The organism is Neobacillus sp. K501 (assembly GCF_053749995.1).
In genome coordinates this window covers 162311-177773 of sequence record NZ_JBSLYA010000002.1, presented here as the reverse complement: position 1 = coordinate 177773, position 15463 = coordinate 162311, and the positions used below count along the sequence as shown (strand labels likewise).

Annotated in this window: 19 protein-coding genes; 17 read left to right on the top strand and 2 right to left on the bottom strand. The window is 37.8% G+C overall.

Features of this window, described 5'->3' with window-relative positions:
- The first annotated feature begins 68 nt into the window (after positions 1-68).
- The 13 genes from deoB to ACWM35_RS05300 all read left to right on the top strand — a co-directional run bounded on the left by deoB (position 69) and on the right by ACWM35_RS05300 (position 11839).
- Positions 69-1253: a phosphopentomutase gene (gene deoB, locus ACWM35_RS05360; RefSeq protein WP_454816201.1), complete on the top strand. Its 1185-nt coding sequence runs from the start codon at positions 69-71 to the stop codon at positions 1251-1253.
- A 17-nt stretch (positions 1254-1270) separates the two neighbouring features.
- Entirely contained in the window at positions 1271-2089 is an 819-nt protein-coding gene (locus tag ACWM35_RS05355) for a purine-nucleoside phosphorylase (RefSeq protein ID WP_454816199.1), read from the top strand.
- A 23-nt stretch (positions 2090-2112) separates the two neighbouring features.
- Positions 2113-3417, top strand: a complete 1305-nt coding sequence (locus ACWM35_RS05350) for a pyrimidine-nucleoside phosphorylase (RefSeq protein WP_454816197.1) — start codon at positions 2113-2115, stop codon at positions 3415-3417.
- A gap of 122 nt (positions 3418-3539) precedes the next feature.
- The gene (locus ACWM35_RS05345; RefSeq protein WP_454816195.1) at positions 3540-4709 is read left to right on the top strand and encodes a D-alanyl-D-alanine carboxypeptidase family protein; all 1170 of its coding nucleotides are present in this window, start codon (positions 3540-3542) and stop codon (positions 4707-4709) included.
- A gap of 159 nt (positions 4710-4868) precedes the next feature.
- Positions 4869-5219, top strand: a complete 351-nt coding sequence (gene spoIIAA, locus ACWM35_RS05340; protein ID WP_454816193.1) for an anti-sigma F factor antagonist — start codon at positions 4869-4871, stop codon at positions 5217-5219.
- 2 nt (positions 5220-5221) lie between these two features.
- The gene (spoIIAB, locus tag ACWM35_RS05335; protein WP_454816191.1) at positions 5222-5662 is read left to right on the top strand and encodes an anti-sigma F factor; all 441 of its coding nucleotides are present in this window, start codon (positions 5222-5224) and stop codon (positions 5660-5662) included.
- 12 nt (positions 5663-5674) lie between these two features.
- Positions 5675-6433 carry an RNA polymerase sporulation sigma factor SigF gene (gene sigF, locus ACWM35_RS05330; protein ID WP_454816189.1) on the top strand — a complete coding sequence of 253 codons (759 nt, stop codon included), beginning with the start codon at positions 5675-5677 and terminating at the stop codon, positions 6431-6433.
- A gap of 85 nt (positions 6434-6518) precedes the next feature.
- Entirely contained in the window at positions 6519-7139 is a 621-nt protein-coding gene (locus ACWM35_RS05325; protein WP_454816187.1) for a stage V sporulation protein AA, read from the top strand.
- Positions 7129-7551, top strand: coding sequence for a stage V sporulation protein AB (locus ACWM35_RS05320; protein ID WP_454816185.1), 423 nt, complete (start codon positions 7129-7131; stop codon positions 7549-7551). The genes ACWM35_RS05325 and ACWM35_RS05320 overlap by 11 nt, the downstream gene beginning before the upstream one ends.
- 52 nt (positions 7552-7603) lie before the next feature.
- The gene (locus tag ACWM35_RS05315) at positions 7604-8176 is read left to right on the top strand and encodes a stage V sporulation protein AE (protein WP_454816183.1); all 573 of its coding nucleotides are present in this window, start codon (positions 7604-7606) and stop codon (positions 8174-8176) included.
- Positions 8166-9656, top strand: coding sequence for a spore germination protein (locus ACWM35_RS05310; RefSeq protein WP_454816181.1), 1491 nt, complete (start codon positions 8166-8168; stop codon positions 9654-9656). The genes ACWM35_RS05315 and ACWM35_RS05310 overlap by 11 nt, the downstream gene beginning before the upstream one ends.
- A gap of 149 nt (positions 9657-9805) precedes the next feature.
- Positions 9806-11110 (top strand): diaminopimelate decarboxylase, encoded by a 1305-nt coding sequence (gene lysA / locus ACWM35_RS05305; protein ID WP_454816179.1) that lies wholly within the window; start codon positions 9806-9808, stop codon positions 11108-11110.
- A gap of 378 nt (positions 11111-11488) precedes the next feature.
- Positions 11489-11839: a GNAT family N-acetyltransferase gene (locus tag ACWM35_RS05300; protein ID WP_454816177.1), complete on the top strand. Its 351-nt coding sequence runs from the start codon at positions 11489-11491 to the stop codon at positions 11837-11839.
- 24 nt (positions 11840-11863) lie between these two features.
- Here ACWM35_RS05300 and ACWM35_RS05295 read toward each other — a convergent pair whose 3' ends face one another.
- Both ACWM35_RS05295 and ACWM35_RS05290 read right to left on the bottom strand, forming a co-directional pair.
- Entirely contained in the window at positions 11864-12385 is a 522-nt protein-coding gene (locus ACWM35_RS05295; RefSeq protein WP_454816175.1) for a DUF309 domain-containing protein, read from the bottom strand.
- A 117-nt stretch (positions 12386-12502) separates the two neighbouring features.
- The gene (locus tag ACWM35_RS05290) at positions 12503-12595 is read right to left on the bottom strand and encodes a YjcZ family sporulation protein (RefSeq protein ID WP_454816173.1); all 93 of its coding nucleotides are present in this window, start codon (positions 12593-12595) and stop codon (positions 12503-12505) included.
- Positions 12596-12805: 210 nt separating this feature from the next.
- On the opposite strand from ACWM35_RS05290, the gene ACWM35_RS05285 reads away from it, so the two are divergent.
- The 4 genes from ACWM35_RS05285 (at position 12806) to ACWM35_RS05270 (ending at position 15345) form a co-directional block, all read left to right on the top strand.
- Positions 12806-13549, top strand: coding sequence for a segregation/condensation protein A (locus ACWM35_RS05285; RefSeq protein ID WP_454817088.1), 744 nt, complete (start codon positions 12806-12808; stop codon positions 13547-13549).
- 162 nt (positions 13550-13711) lie between these two features.
- Complete coding sequence (scpB, locus tag ACWM35_RS05280; protein ID WP_454816172.1) at positions 13712-14299, top strand: SMC-Scp complex subunit ScpB; 588 nt, start codon at positions 13712-13714, stop codon at positions 14297-14299.
- Between the two features lie 101 nt (positions 14300-14400).
- Complete coding sequence (locus tag ACWM35_RS05275; RefSeq protein WP_454816171.1) at positions 14401-14817, top strand: hypothetical protein; 417 nt, start codon at positions 14401-14403, stop codon at positions 14815-14817.
- 39 nt (positions 14818-14856) lie between these two features.
- On the top strand, positions 14857-15345 hold the full coding sequence (locus tag ACWM35_RS05270; protein WP_454816169.1) for a YpuI family protein: 489 nt from the start codon (positions 14857-14859) through the stop codon (positions 15343-15345).
- Positions 15346-15463 lie beyond the last annotated feature (118 nt).

Sequence of the window (15463 nt, the reverse complement as noted above, 5' to 3'; positions counted from 1 at the left end):
GAATGTTTCGAAGATTTGCAAACGTTATCAACCTATTTTGATTTTTTTAGATAAAGGAGGAAGACTCGATGGCGGATAATACATATAGCCGTATTTTTCTGATCGTAATGGACTCGGTTGGAATTGGAGAAGCACCTGATGCAGAGAGATTTGGAGATAAAGGTGCCGATACTCTCGGTCATATTGCTGAAAGAATGAACGGTCTTAAGATGCCAAACATGGGGAAACTTGGTTTAAGCAATATCAACGAAATTAAGGGAATTGAAAAGGCAGAAAAGCCATTAGCGTTCTATACAAAGATGATGGAAGCTTCTAATGGAAAGGATACAATGACAGGACACTGGGAAATTATGGGTCTAAATATCCAAACGCCTTTCCAAGTCTTTCCTGATGGGTTCCCTGATGAACTTGTTTCTGAGTTAGAAAAACGTACAGGAAGAAAAATAATTGGAAATAAGCCAGCAAGTGGAACGGAAATCCTTGATGAACTTGGTGAAGAGCATATGAAAACAGGGGCGTTAATTGTATATACCTCTGCTGATTCCGTGCTTCAAATTGCTGCGCATGAAGAGATTATTCCGATTGAAGAGCAATATAAAATTTGTAAAATTGCTCGTGAACTTACATTGGATGAAAAATACATGGTTGGCCGTGTCATAGCCCGCCCATTCTTAGGAGAACCAGGAAACTTTAAACGAACTCCAAATCGTCATGATTATGCGTTAAAACCATTTGATCGTACCGTTATGAGCGAGATGAAGGATGCAGGTTTAGATGTCATTGCAATCGGAAAAATCTCTGATATTTATGATGGTGAAGGTGTAACACAATCACTTCGGACCATTTCGAATATGGATGGAATGGACAAATTAGTAGAAACCTTAGATATGGACTTTACTGGTATCAGTTTCTTAAATTTAGTTGATTTTGATGCCTTATATGGACATCGTCGTGATCCAGAGGGCTATGGAAAAGCATTAGAAGAATATGATGCAAGGTTACCAGAAGTATTTTCGAAAATGAAAGAAACGGATTTACTTATCATTACAGCCGATCATGGTAATGATCCTGTTGCACCAGGTACTGATCATACTCGTGAATATGTTCCATTACTTGTTTATTCGAAACAAATGGCAGAAGGAAAAGAGCTTCCTTTACGAGAAACATTTGCAGACATTGGAGCAACGGTTGCTGAAAACTTTAAAGTGAAAATGCCGAACTACGGGAAAAGCTTCTTAAACGAATTGAAATAAGCGGGAGGATTAAGACGATGATAGCGAAAATTCAAAATGCAGTAAGCTTTTTAAAAGAGAAATATTCATCCACACCAAAAGTTGGATTAATTTTAGGATCAGGACTAGGTGTATTGGCAGATGAAATTGAAAATCCAGTTAAGATTCCTTATAACGAGATTCCAGACTTCCCTGTCTCAACCGTAGAAGGACATGCAGGACAGCTTGTCTTTGGTCTATTGAATGGTGTTGAAGTGGTTGCGATGCAAGGTCGTTTTCACTTTTATGAGGGTTATAGTATGGAGAAAGTTACCTTTCCTGTACGTGTAATGAAAGAACTTGGCGTTAGTATGCTGATCGTGACAAATGCAGCGGGCGGAGTAAATGAAAGCTTTGAAGCCGGAGATTTGATGATCATTACGGATCACATTAATTTTATGGGTACGAACCCGTTAATTGGCCCGAATGATTCTAAGCTAGGTGCTCGTTTCCCAGATATGTCAGAAGCATATTCAAAAGAATTAAGCGCACAGGCAAAAGAAATTGCTGGACGATTGAACATGAACATAAAAGAAGGTGTATATTTCGGAAATCCTGGTCCGGTATATGAAACACCTGCAGAAGTTCGCATGGTTAGAACACTTGGAGGCGATGCTGTTGGGATGTCAACAGTGCCTGAGGTAATTGTTGCTCGTCATAGCGGAATGAAAGTACTTGGTATTTCTTGTATTTCAAATATGGCGGCAGGAATTCTTGACCAGCCACTAACTCATGATGAAGTGATTGAAACAACGGAAAGAGTCAAAGCAAACTTCTTATTATATATCAAAGAAATTGTTAGCAGCATTGCGAAATAATATTAGTAAAGTGGTGAAGAAGCATGAGAATGGTCGACTTAATAGAGAAAAAGAGAGATGGATTAGAACTAACAACTGAAGAAATTAAATATATTGTCAATGGATACACAGATGGTTCTATTCCTGACTATCAAGTAAGTGCTTTTACAATGGCCGTCTTTTTTAAAGGAATGACAGAAAAAGAAAGAGCAGATTTAACATTAGCGATGGTTGAATCTGGTGACCAAATTGATTTATCACAAATTGAAGGAATTAAAGTAGACAAGCATTCTACAGGTGGTGTAGGTGATACGACTACACTAGTCCTTGGTCCTCTTGTGGCAGCACTTGGAGTGCCTGTAGCGAAAATGTCTGGCCGCGGTCTTGGTCATACTGGTGGTACGATTGATAAATTAGAAGCAGTGAAAGGCTTCCACGTGGAAATCGAAAATGATGAATTTATTGATCTTGTTAATAAAAACAAGATTGCTGTCATTGGCCAGAGTGGCAATTTAACCCCTGCAGACAAAAAGCTTTATGCCTTAAGAGATGTTACAGCGACTGTTGATAGCATTCCGTTAATTGCAAGTTCGATTATGAGTAAAAAAATTGCTGCTGGTGCGGATGCGATTGTTCTCGATGTAAAAACCGGTGCTGGTGCATTTATGAAAACATTGGATGACTCAAAGGCATTAGCTAAAGCGATGGTTGGAATCGGTAATAATGTTGGCCGAAGAACAATGGCCGTTATTTCTGACATGAGTCAGCCGCTTGGTTTTGCAATCGGAAATGCCCTTGAAGTCAAGGAAGCAATCGATACATTAAAAGGTGAAGGACCAGAGGACTTAACAGAGCTATGCTTAACACTTGGAAGTCATATGGTTTACTTAGCTGAAAAAGCTGGTTCACTAGCAGATGCAAGAACAATGCTGGAAAATGTAATCAAAGACGGTTCTGCACTTGAAAAATTAAAGGTATTCCTAAGTTCTCAAGGCGGAGATGCTTCCATTGTGGATGATCCTTCTAAAATGCCGCAGGCGAAATATACTTTTGAGCTTGAAGCGATGGAAGATGGCTATGTATCCGAGATTGTAGCCGATGAAGTGGGTACCGCAGCAATGATCTTGGGTGCAGGCAGAGCGACAAAGGAATCTGTAATTGATTTAGCTGTTGGACTTGTTTTAAGAAAGAAAATCGGCGACCAAGTGAAAAAAGGTGAATCATTAGTAACGTTATATAGTAACTTTGAAGATGTTAGTGAAGTGAAAGAAAAGCTATATGAAAATATTAAGGTATCTGCTGCGAAAGTGGAGGCACCAATTTTAATCCACGGAGAAATAACTGAATAACCTATTCAAAATCCAGGGAAATTTCCCTGGATTTTTTTATTTGAAAGATAGTGGTAATTATTGTATAAAGTTGGTTGATTTGGAAAAAATGGAATCTATATAAAGAATGGAGGGTTATGTGAATGAAACGCTATATATCTTTACTAGTAATAACCTTGCTTTTATCAAGTATATGGATTCCATCGGTATCTGCTGAAGAAAATCCCAGCGCTGATATTACTGAAAATGTCAGATCAGCCATATTAATTGAGCGTGATACAGGTCAAGTTTTATATGAAAAGAACAGTAAAGAAAAGCTCCCGCCAGCAAGTATGACCAAAATAATGACGATGCTTCTAATTATGGAAGCAATTGATCAGGGCAAGCTTACTTGGGATGAAAAAGTCCGTACAAGTGAGTATGCTGCTTCCATGGGTGGATCACAAATATTCCTTGAGCCCGGAGAAGAAATGACAACAAAACAAATGCTGCAAGGAATTGCAATTGGTTCAGGAAATGATGCTTCAGTGGCAATGGCAGAAAAAATTGCTGGTTCAGAAGAAGCGTTTGTTGACATGATGAATGCAAAAGTCAAAGAGTTAGGGCTAAAGGATACGGTTTTTAAAAATACAACAGGTCTTCCAGCAGGCGAGCATTTTAGTTCTGCCTATGACATGGCCATTATGGCAAAAGAATTATTGAAATATGAAGATATTACTAAATTTACAGGTACGTATGAAGCCTATCTTCGGGAAAATACCGATAATAAGTTCTGGCTGGTTAATACGAATAAATTAGTTCGGTTTTATCCTGGTGTGGATGGACTGAAAACAGGGTTCACTGCAGAAGCCAAATATTGTTTAACGGCAACCGCCCAAAAAGATGGGATGCGAGTGATTGCTGTAGTTTTTGGTGCTCCTACTTCGAAAGAAAGAAATGCCCAAGTGACAAAGATGTTAAATTTCGCTTTTGCCCAGTATCAAACACATCCGATGTTTAAGCGGAATGAGACGATTGGCCAAGCCAAGGTAAGTAAGGGAGAAAACAAAAATGTAGAGGCAGTAACGAGTGAACCGCTTTCCCTACTTACAAAAAAAGGTGAGAAAACAGATGGAGTCAAACAAAAAATTACCCTAAATAAGGACCTTGATGCTCCAATCAAAAAGGGTGATGAGATTGGTTCCATTCATTTCATGAAAGATGGAAAAGTTGTCCTAGAAAGTCCACTTGTAGCAAAAAATGATGTTAAAGAAGCAGGCTGGTGGACGCTTTATAAGCGCTCATTTGGAATGTTTACAAAAGCAGGAAAGTAATTTTCTCGATCTTTAGTACCTTGATCAAGCTACTTCCGCTTTTCGTTGTCGAAACGATACTTTTTTTAGCAAATCACAACTAGTTTTGTCTAGATAGAAGGAGATATTTACTTCTTTAACGAATTGACTCACTATACCAGATGAAGGAGGCTATGGATAGTGAGTCTTAACATTGAAATGGAAATAAAACATGATGTTTTATGCATACGTTTAAGTGGTGAATTAGATCATCATACCGCGGATGACCTTCGTGAACAAGCAGCTACGGCAATTGAAAGAAATGAAATCCGTCATATAGTTTTAAATTTGGAACAACTTTCGTTTATGGATAGTTCAGGACTAGGCGTTATTTTAGGCAGATACAAGCAAATAAAACAGGTACATGGCGAGATGGTTGTATGTGCGATTTCCCCTGCAATACAAAGATTATTCGATATGTCGGGATTATTTAAAATTATCAAGCTAGAACCGACAGAAGAGTTTGCATTGCAAAGATTGGGGGTGGCCTAATTATGAAGAATCAAATGAGTCTTCAATTTAGTGCTTTAAGTCAAAATGAATCATTTGCCCGTGTTACCGTTGCAGCCTTTATTGCTCAACTAGATCCCACGATGGATGAACTGACAGAAATTAAAACAGTTGTTTCTGAAGCAGTAACGAATTCGATCATTCATGGATATGAAAATAATCCAAATGGGATTGTTTATATTCAAGTTACGATTGAGGATAGTTTAGTAGATATTTCGATTAAGGATGAAGGACTAGGCATTCTAGATGTTGAGGAAGCCCGCCAGCCTTTATTTACAACGAAGCCAGATTTAGAAAGGTCTGGTATGGGATTCACCATCATGGAGAATTTCATGGATGAGGTAGAGGTTCTTGCGCAGCCAGGTAAAGGAACAGAAGTAAGATTAAGAAAGAATTTACAATCCCGCAAAATGCTGTGCAATTAAGGAGACTTGCCGATGGATGTGGAGGTCAAAAACGATAAAAGTCACACGTATCTAAAGGACCATGAGGTTAAGGAACTCATAAAAAAGAGCCAAGACGGAGATCAACAAGCAAGAGATTTAATTGTTGAGAAAAATATGCGTCTTGTCTGGTCCGTTGTCCAGCGATTTTTAAATAGAGGCTATGATCCAGATGACCTTTTTCAGATTGGATGTATTGGACTGCTTAAATCAGTAGATAAATTTGATTTATCCTATGATGTAAAGTTTTCTACTTACGCAGTTCCGATGATAATTGGCGAAATCCAAAGGTTTATTCGTGATGATGGTACGGTAAAGGTCAGCCGTTCACTCAAAGAAATGGGTAATCGAATTAGAAAAGCCAAGGATGAATTATCGAAAACCTATGGCAGAATTCCAACCATTAATGAGATATCAGAGTATCTTGAGCTTTCCCCTGAGGATGTAATCCTCGCACAAGAAGCAAGCAGGACACCTTCTTCGATTCATGAGACAGTTTATGAAAATGACGGTGATCCAATTACTTTGTTAGATCAAATTGATGATGGAAATGAAGGAAAATGGTTTGATAAGATCGCCTTAAAAGAAGCGATCCGTGAATTAGATGAACGTGAGCGTCTCATTGTTTATTTACGCTATTACAAAGACCAAACACAATCGGAAGTAGCTCTAAGACTGGGAATTTCTCAGGTACAAGTTTCAAGACTAGAAAAAAAGATACTGCAGCAAATGAAAGACCGTATGGATCTCTGATTCATACGGTCTTTTTTTTTAGTAAAGAAAAAATTTTTGTCCATACTATTCATACAAGGAAATCAATGTGTGGGGAGTGAGTGTTTTGGAAAAAACAATTTACATCCGCATGCGGAATCGTGTTCTAGCAAAACAAGACGAAAAAATCTATTTAATGGACCTGGCCCAAGTTATTGCCCCTGACGAAGTAGTCCCACTTTTAAAAAAACTTCAGATTTACCAGGTTACCGTGGAAGACAAAAACATTGTCATCATAGATGTCATGAAAATCATTCGAATGATAACTAATTTAATTGAAGAGGTAGAGGTCCAATCCATTGGACCGGCACAAACGATTATCGAAGTGATCATGAAGAAAAAACAAATGTCGTATCCTTTATTTCTGTTAATATGGTTTTTATTATTTTTTGGCTCCGCAATGGCCATTATGAATTTTCATGATGATGTCAGTATGCAAAGTGTACAGGAAAAATTATTTACAATCATAACTGGTATGAAACATTCAAAGCCTTGGGTTTTTCAGATTCCTTATTCCATTGGCTTAGGAATTGGAATGATTTTGTTTTTTAATCATGTGTTTCAAAAAAGGATTAATGAAGAACCAAGCCCGTTAGAGGTTGAAATGTTTAACTATCAAATGGACATCGATAACTACGTGATTATTCATGAAAATAAAGAAAGTATGAAACAGGTCAATGACAATTAAGATTATCGTGGTAATGTTCGTTGGACTTGCCAGTGGTTTGGCGGTTGGATCAGGATTTGTTGCTTTTCTTACAGTGCTTGGAATTATTCCGAGATTGACCCAATTATCTAAAACGATGAAAATGATTCATCATTATGAATGGGCTGTAGTGTTGGGTGCTCTTACAGGTGTAGTGGCAAGCCTCAGAGATCCAGTATTAGGAGTAACCCCCTACATTATGATCCCGCTCGGTCTAGCAGATGGTATCTTTGTTGGAATGTTAGCTGCAGGGCTTACTGAAGCTTTAAATGTTTTTCCGGTGCTAGCGAAGAGAATGGGGATTGACGGAAAAATCATTATCTTAATTATGGCAATTGTATTAGGTAAAATTGCTGGTTCCATCTTTCAATGGGTCTATTTTGTTCACCACTAAAGTCAGCGAAGAGAGGCTAGCTTCAGCTTTTTAAAAGAGAGGATATCCCAGAATGAGTATTCGACGGCGGGTTATATTAATTACAGATGGTGATGAGTATGCAAAGAGAGCTGTAGAGCTTGTGGCCAAGGAAATTGGGGGGCGCTGTATTACTAAGTCACAAGGAAATCCCTCTGTCCTTTCAGGAGAAGAACTCGTAAATCTCATAAAACAAGCAGATCATGACCCTGTATTAGTGATGTTTGATGATAGTGGACTTGAAGGTGAAGGTGCAGGAGAAAGAGCTTTAAAGTATGTTGCCACTCATGAGGATATTGAAGTACTTGGCATTATCGCAGTGGCTGCAAAAACCCATCAAGCTGAGTGGACAAGGGTAGATGTCAGTATTGACCGAGACGGCGAATTAACCCCATATGGTGTTGATAAGTTCGGAATCCCAGAGCTTGAGATTGGAAGATTAAATGGTGATACAGTTTACTCGCTCGATGAATTGGATGTTCCTATTATTGTTGGAATCGGTGATATTGGAAAAATGGCTAAGCATGATTCCTATGAACGTGGGTCACCGATTACAAAAAAGGCGGTAGAACTAATCCTCGAAAGGAGTGGTTTTCATGACAAGTAAGGATGAAATAAAATGGCCGATACCTGAATCATTACAGGAAGTTGAAAACTATATGAAACAGCGTGTTGGTTTGGGGATAAGCTTTGACTTCGGGGTCCGAAAGTTAAAAATCCTCAGAAAAGATGTCCATTTTTATTGGGTAACAGGTTTATGCGATACCCAATTTATTATAGAAACAGTTGAAGAATTAGTAAGAATTAATGATCATGAAAAATTATCAACGGATCTCGTCAAAATAGTTGAAAACCGCTTGGTAAACCAATCCGTACAGCGGGTAAAAACGCTTGATGAAATGGTTACTTCAGTTTTATCAGGTTTAATTGTTGTCGTTGTCGAGGGCGGTGGAATTGCTTTTGCCGTTGATGTTAGAAGCTATCCAGGTCGAAATCCGCAAGAGCCAGATACAGAAAAAGTTGTCAGAGGCTCAAGAGATGGCTTTGTTGAAAATATTGTGATTAATACAGCATTAACCAGAAGAAGAATTCGTGATGAACGACTTCGCTTTGAGATTATGAAAATAGGGGAACGTTCTAAAACGGACGTAGCAATAAGTTATTTAGAAGATGTAGCGGACCCAGACTTAGTCAATATCCTAAAAAAGGAACTTAAAAATATTAAAATTGACGGAATACCAATGGCCGATAAAACGGTGGAGGAGTTTATCCTTAAACAGGGGTTTAATCCATTTCCTTTAGTGAGATATACGGAGAGAGCGGATGTGGCGGCAGCACATTTACTTGAAGGGCATGTCCTTATCTATGTTGATACTTCACCGAGTGTGATTATTGCACCAACTACTTATTTCCATCACATCCAACATGCCGAGGAATTTCGCGAAGCTCCTACAATGGGTACCTTTCTGCGCTGGTCCCGTTTTTTAGGGATTTTAGCATCTATCTTTTTACTGCCTTTATGGCTGCTGTTTGTGTTAGAGCCATCATTATTACCGGAAACGTTAAAATTTATTGGGCCAAATGATAAGACGAATATTCCGATCATTGTGCAAATCATTCTTGCTGATTTTGGTCTGGAATTTCTAAAAATTGCAGCCATTCATACACCGACTCCATTATCAACGGCGATGGGCTTGATTGCAGCCGTATTGATTGGACAAATTGCTATTGATGTAGGATTATTTGTACCAGAGGTAATCCTATATGTTGCCGTATCTGGAATCGGAACTTTTACAACACCAAGCTATGAATTAAGTGTAGCCAATAAGATGTCTAGAATGGCAATACTAATTTTAGTAGCTGTATTTCATACACCTGGTTTTGTCATCGGTGGTACTTTACTATTTATCTATCTGGCAAAATCTCGAGCTCTTAATACTCCGTATTTATGGCCTTTTCTACCGTTTGAACCAAAAGGGTTCTTACAAATTATCTTCCGCAGGGCTGTGCCTGGATCGATTCTACGACCAAGTATCGTCCATCCAAGAAATCGTTACCGTCAGCCTCCGCCTCAAGCTAATAAGTAATTGCGGAATGCAATTTATTGTGCTAAAGTAATTTTAATTAAAAAAATAAAAATAGGCAGTATCCAAAAGGGATTCTGTCTATTTATTTATTACTTTTGTTTATTTCAACATAAACTAATAGAAGAGTCTTTATGGAGAGAGGGAAGGGAATGTACTTTTACGGGACAACAGGAGTAAATGCCAATGGTAACTTGGAAATAGGTGGAGTAGATGCAGTAGAGTTGGCCCAGCAATTTGGAACTCCTCTCTATGTTTACGATGTTGCGTTAATGAGAGAAAGGGCCAGAGGGTTTAAGCAGACGTTTGATGAGCAAAATGTGAAAGCACAGGTTGCTTATGCCAGCAAGGCGTTTTCAACGATTGCAATGCTGCAGCTTGCAGATGAAGAAGGCTTATCCCTTGATGTCGTTTCAGGAGGAGAGTTATTCACAGCCATTAAAGCGGGATTCCCCGTTGAAAGAATTCATTTTCACGGCAACAATAAAAGTCGAGAAGAATTAGAAATGGCTCTGGAACACAAAATTGGCTGTATTGTCGTAGATAATTTTTATGAATTGAAACTCTTAAAGACCATCTGTCTTGAAAAAAATGAAACGATAAAAATCCTTCTTCGGGTTACACCTGGAATTGAAGCGCATACGCATGATTACATTTTAACCGGTCAGGAAGATTCTAAATTTGGATTTGACTTGCAAAATGGACAGGCGGAGCAAGCGTTAAAAACAGCACTCCTAACAAAAAACTTTGAAGTTCTTGGTTTACATTGTCATATAGGATCACAAATTTTTGAGACAACAGGTTTTCTATTGGCAGCTAGAAAAATTGTGGAGAAGATGAATAAATGGCAGACTGAGCTAGATTTTGAGGCAAAAGTCCTTAATCTGGGTGGCGGATTTGGTATCCGTTATACGAGTGAAGATGAGCCGATTTTACCTTCTCAGTATGTTAGTGAAATTATGAGAGAAGTGAAAAATCTAGTTGAGGAATTTTCAATGAAAATGCCAGAAATTTGGATTGAACCAGGCCGTTCACTTGTTGGCGATGCGGGAATCACCCTGTACCAAATTGGTTCTTCAAAAGAAGTACCAGGTGTAAGAAAATATTTAGCAGTAGATGGTGGTATGAGTGATAATATAAGACCTGCTCTCTATCAGGCAAAGTATGAAGCGGTACTGGCAAATAGGCCATTAGCTAAAACAGCAGAAAAGGTTTCTATTGCTGGTAAATGCTGTGAATCCGGCGATATGTTGATTTGGGATCTGCCACTGCCTGAAACTGGTGAAGATGATCTTCTAGCTGTTTTTTGTACTGGTGCATACGGATATTCGATGTCCAATAATTATAATCGCTTGCCGCGTCCAGCAGTTGTTTTTGTTGAAAATGGAGAGGCAGCACTCGTAGTAAGACGAGAAACCTATGAGGATTTAGTACGCTTTGACTTGCCATTAAAGTAAAAAAGACTGCCGCAATTGCGGCAGTCTACCGATTTTCTTAGAAAATGGATTATTTTTATTACATAGTGTAGAATGAAGGCTAGTACAACATCTTCAAATATCATTTGGAGGTTTTTTTATGAAAAAAAGCAATTGGACAATCTTTGGAATCCTTATTGGGTTATCGTTCGTTTGGGGAATTATCTATTGGCTCTTTATTGTACCGAGATAAAAAACACAAGGGATTGATAGAAAGACAATTATTAAGTATGATGTACATAAAAGAAACACTTTAATTTAAATTATACATATTATAGATAAAACTGTTTATTTATGATTGATATGGATAAAATAGACTATTGTTAAAATGGGTTTATTTAATATAATGAGGGATCAATTATGTTAATTCGTTATAAGAAAACTTTTGAAAAAATAGCCATGGGCTTATTGTCCTTTATGCCGAATGAGAAGGACCTGAAGAAACTCCAACAAACGATTAAGGAGTATGAAACAGAAGAGGACCTGCAGCTCTTTCTTTGGAAGGAAGATGACATCATCGGTCTTATTGGCGTACGAATAAATAATGATGAAAATTCAGTTCAAATTCAGCATATTTCAGTCAATCCTTCCCATCGCTACCAAGGTGTTGGAAAAAGAATGGTTAAATTTTTGAAGGACATGTATTCTGAGCGAAAAATTACCTCAAATGAAGATACCGCACCATTTATTCAAAAATGTGATAACTGCTAAGGTCAAAGGAAAGGCAGCGATGTGTTAATCGTTGCCTTTTTTGCTTTTTAATGCTTCAAGCCGTTCACGAATGACAGATGAACGGTCCCGTAATTTATGGCGATGTACAATCCCTTCATTTGTTAAATCACTAGCATTCCCCCATTGAAACCCCTGTTCTGCACATTTATTTAAGCAAATATCTAGCAATGATGGGTCAGAAATAGGCAATTGCAAGCTAGTATAGCTCTCCTCGTTTTTTAACCCTTCAAGTCTCTTATCTAACAAAGGGAAAAGAAGCTGATGATCAATACCGAGTTTCGCTAAAAGACTTCTTTGGAATGTAAAAATCTTTATCGCTTTTTCTAACGTTCGTATCGCCCCTTTCTGGTTTGCCCGGCGATGATGATAGGCAGATACCGCAAGAAGGATAAAACCAACCCAAATAGAGTCTTTATCCTGATTACTAGACTCCTTCCAATATTCTTCTAGTATTTCATGACATTCAAAATAATCACGATCCCCATGAAAATGCACTAAAAATTGAATGTATTCATTCGGGTACAAGGTAACCCCCCTAGTCCTATTTTTATGTATAGTTTAACATATAATCGCCATCAGCCTTAAGAACTACTTTAAAAAAGCCCGCCACAAAAGCTGTGTGCCGGGCTTACATTCTATTCATTAAAACCAAGAAGCACCAACGATAATTAACAGTATGAATAGAACTACGATTAGCGCAAAGCCGCCGCCAAAACCATATCCACCTTCAGACATAATGTAAAACCTCCTGTAACTGTTTTGTTGTTCTTTTCACTTCATCATATGTAGGGTGTTTGTCCATTGTTATGGGCAATCATCACATTTTATTTTTAAGACAATCCCGCAAAATGAATTTTTTATTGGATAACGTATTTGAATCCTCTATACTAGTAATAGTCTAAATTTATTAGAGACGAATTAGATCAAGGATTTTGGTGAAAGATGATTCCATATAATGTTAAAATTGATGCGTTTGAAGGGCCGTTAGATTTACTGCTTCATTTAATTAATCGGCTTGAAATTGATATCTATGATATTCCAGTTGCTCAAATTACCGAACAATACTTAATGTATATAAAAACAATGACTGAGCTTAAACTTGATGTTGCAAGTGAGTTTTTAGTTATGGCTGCAACGCTGCTGGCAATTAAAAGTAAAATGCTTTTACCAAAGCATGAAGAGGAATTGGAAGTTTTAGATTCAGATATCACTTATGAGGAAGATCCCAGGGACGAACTTGTTGAAAGACTAATTGAATATCGTAAGTTTAAAGAGGCGGCACAGGACTTGAAATCACTCGAGGAAGAACGTGGCTTGATGTTTACGAAACCTCCAAGCGATCTTTCCGATTTCGCAAAGGAGAAACTGCCAGAAAAAACCGAGATGAATGTCACCCTTTATGATATGCTGGCAGCTTTTCAAAAACTTCTACGGCGAAAGAAGCTGCAGAGGCCAATGTCGACGAGAATCACTCGGCAGGAGATATCCATTGAGACGAGAATGTCTGAAATTATGGTTGAATTAAAAAAGTTTACAGGCCGAAAAAATTTTAATGAATTGTTTCCCTACCCAGCAAAGGAACATATCGTAGTTACGTTTCTGGCCATCTTAGAGCTAATCAAAAGAAAAGAAATTGACGTAGAACAAAGTGAAAACTTTGGCGATATCTTTGTTCTAGCAGTACAGTGAAACTTCAATCAGTGGGGTTTTTTTCATCCCAACTGATTGTTAGTTGAACCAATCGGGCTTTTACGGGCAGTTATCCCCCACACATACTTCATTGATATTCCTAAAGTTTTAAGGAGGGGGTTACTGCCCGTTAATGCGGGATACAGGAAGGAGCAGAAGGGTTTGGAAATCATTAAATGGCAAAGCATTTTAGAGAGCCTGCTTTTTGCGGCGGGGGACGAGGGCCTTACATTAAAACAGGTGGCTGAAGTTTTAGAAGTAGAGGAGCAGAAGGCTGACGAAATTATGAAGGATTTAAGACAAGCCTATGAAAATGATGTGAATCGCGGGATAGTAATTGTACAGCTTGCAGGCACTTTCCAGCTTGCAACAAAGAAGGAAAATGCTTCTTATTTGAAAAGACTGGTTGATTCACCAAATACGACTACTTTGTCACAGGCGGCATTAGAATCATTAGCCATCATTGCGTATAAACAGCCAATTACTCGTGCTGAGATTGAGGAAATTCGTGGTGTGAAAACAGAAAGACCGCTGCACACACTAGTGTCTAAAGCACTCATTAAAGAAGTGGGCCGTGCTGAAGGTACAGGTAGGGCGATTCTTTATGGAACGACAAAAGAATTCCTTGATTATTTTGGATTGAAAAATATTAAGGAATTGCCAAAGCTTCCTGAAAAGGTTGATGAAGAATATGTTCAGGAAGAGGCTGATTTGTTTTTTGAGAAATTTAATGAAACGATTAACTCCTAATTTCACTAACATTTTTAAATTGTTGTGATAAAATAAAAATAAGATTCAAAATATTTCCTGTGATATGACGGATTAGTTCTAGCTAAAGGGGATTGATACAATTGGTAATAAAGGAATGCATCGGATACGAGTTGGAAAAAGAAAAATCAAATACTTCGGAAGACTTCTTTAATAGAAGTGAAGTGACCTTTCTCGAAAATGGAGAAGAAAGAACTCTCCATGTACTGTACGTTAGATTTTTTGATGAACTTATCAGTGAATTTACTCCCTATCAACAAAACCCGATATTCACTAATGGGGAAACAGAGGTAACCTTTAAGGACATTGTTGCTCTCGTTTGCTTAATAAAGAATTCGGGACTGCGAAATCGAAAGCGATTATATATTAATTCCAAACAAGAATTTGTTTCTTATTTTCAAGATGTTGATTTTAATAAATTACCAGAAATTGTTTTTGCTGTTAAAGCAAAGAAACACTTTGAGCTGCGCTCACCACTTGAGTACATGCTGCAGCATTAAATCACGAGAATTTTATAATAAAACTATAGGGGTGCAGGTATGGGGAATTCATTAGTTAGCTCGCAACTTAATGATGTAGAAATATTTCTCTCTTCTACAATCAATACATTAGAAAATTATTTGAATGAAACCACCATTTCGACTATGGATCAATTGTCTAAAGGCGATGTCAATTATTACAAGTCCGTTCTTTCCAATTTACGAAAGCTACTTGTCTATTGTGAGGAAAGCTTAGATGCATGTTCTGTAATTTCTCAATGTGAACCATTTCAAAAGGCTGCAGCAGAGAAAACATTATATCGAATTTATCATCAGTGTATTGAAGAATTTTTCTCTCCTAAAAACGATGCTTGGTTTGAGGACAGCCGTTCTGCTTATACAGGTAAAAATTCTATAAAATTTTATAAAAGTGTTCCGGAGAATCTTCAGCAATTAGTGAAAGGTATTGAGGGAGATTTTCAAAGAATTAGAGAAGAACTGGAGTACTACGAGACGGATTATAGAACTAAAATGATTCAATCTAAATAAACCACGTAATTAAAGCTGCCCTTTTCCTAAAGGGGAGCTTTTTCTGTCTAATTGAAGGTTCATATTCCCGAAATTCTTTCATACCTTTTAGTTAGATTAGTAATTTAGGGGGGATCGT

What these genes read in the sequence shown, in the direction of transcription:
- ACWM35_RS05345 (WP_454816195.1), top strand. Translation starts at nt 3,540, where the DNA reads ATGAAACGCTATATATCTTTACTAGTAATAACCTTGCTTTTATCAAGT.
- ACWM35_RS05310 (WP_454816181.1), top strand. Translation starts at nt 8,166, where the DNA reads ATGACAAGTAAGGATGAAATAAAATGGCCGATACCTGAATCATTACAG.
- ACWM35_RS05270 (WP_454816169.1), top strand. Translation starts at nt 14,857, where the DNA reads ATGGGGAATTCATTAGTTAGCTCGCAACTTAATGATGTAGAAATATTT.
- deoB (WP_454816201.1), top strand. Translation starts at nt 69, where the DNA reads ATGGCGGATAATACATATAGCCGTATTTTTCTGATCGTAATGGACTCG.
- sigF (WP_454816189.1), top strand. Translation starts at nt 5,675, where the DNA reads ATGGATGTGGAGGTCAAAAACGATAAAAGTCACACGTATCTAAAGGAC.
- ACWM35_RS05290 (WP_454816173.1), bottom strand. Translation starts at nt 12,595, where the DNA reads ATGTCTGAAGGTGGATATGGTTTTGGCGGCGGCTTTGCGCTAATCGTA.
- ACWM35_RS05320 (WP_454816185.1), top strand. Translation starts at nt 7,129, where the DNA reads ATGACAATTAAGATTATCGTGGTAATGTTCGTTGGACTTGCCAGTGGT.
- lysA (WP_454816179.1), top strand. Translation starts at nt 9,806, where the DNA reads ATGTACTTTTACGGGACAACAGGAGTAAATGCCAATGGTAACTTGGAA.
- ACWM35_RS05350 (WP_454816197.1), top strand. Translation starts at nt 2,113, where the DNA reads ATGAGAATGGTCGACTTAATAGAGAAAAAGAGAGATGGATTAGAACTA.
- spoIIAB (WP_454816191.1), top strand. Translation starts at nt 5,222, where the DNA reads ATGAAGAATCAAATGAGTCTTCAATTTAGTGCTTTAAGTCAAAATGAA.
- ACWM35_RS05315 (WP_454816183.1), top strand. Translation starts at nt 7,604, where the DNA reads ATGAGTATTCGACGGCGGGTTATATTAATTACAGATGGTGATGAGTAT.
- ACWM35_RS05300 (WP_454816177.1), top strand. Translation starts at nt 11,489, where the DNA reads ATGTTAATTCGTTATAAGAAAACTTTTGAAAAAATAGCCATGGGCTTA.
- ACWM35_RS05355 (WP_454816199.1), top strand. Translation starts at nt 1,271, where the DNA reads ATGATAGCGAAAATTCAAAATGCAGTAAGCTTTTTAAAAGAGAAATAT.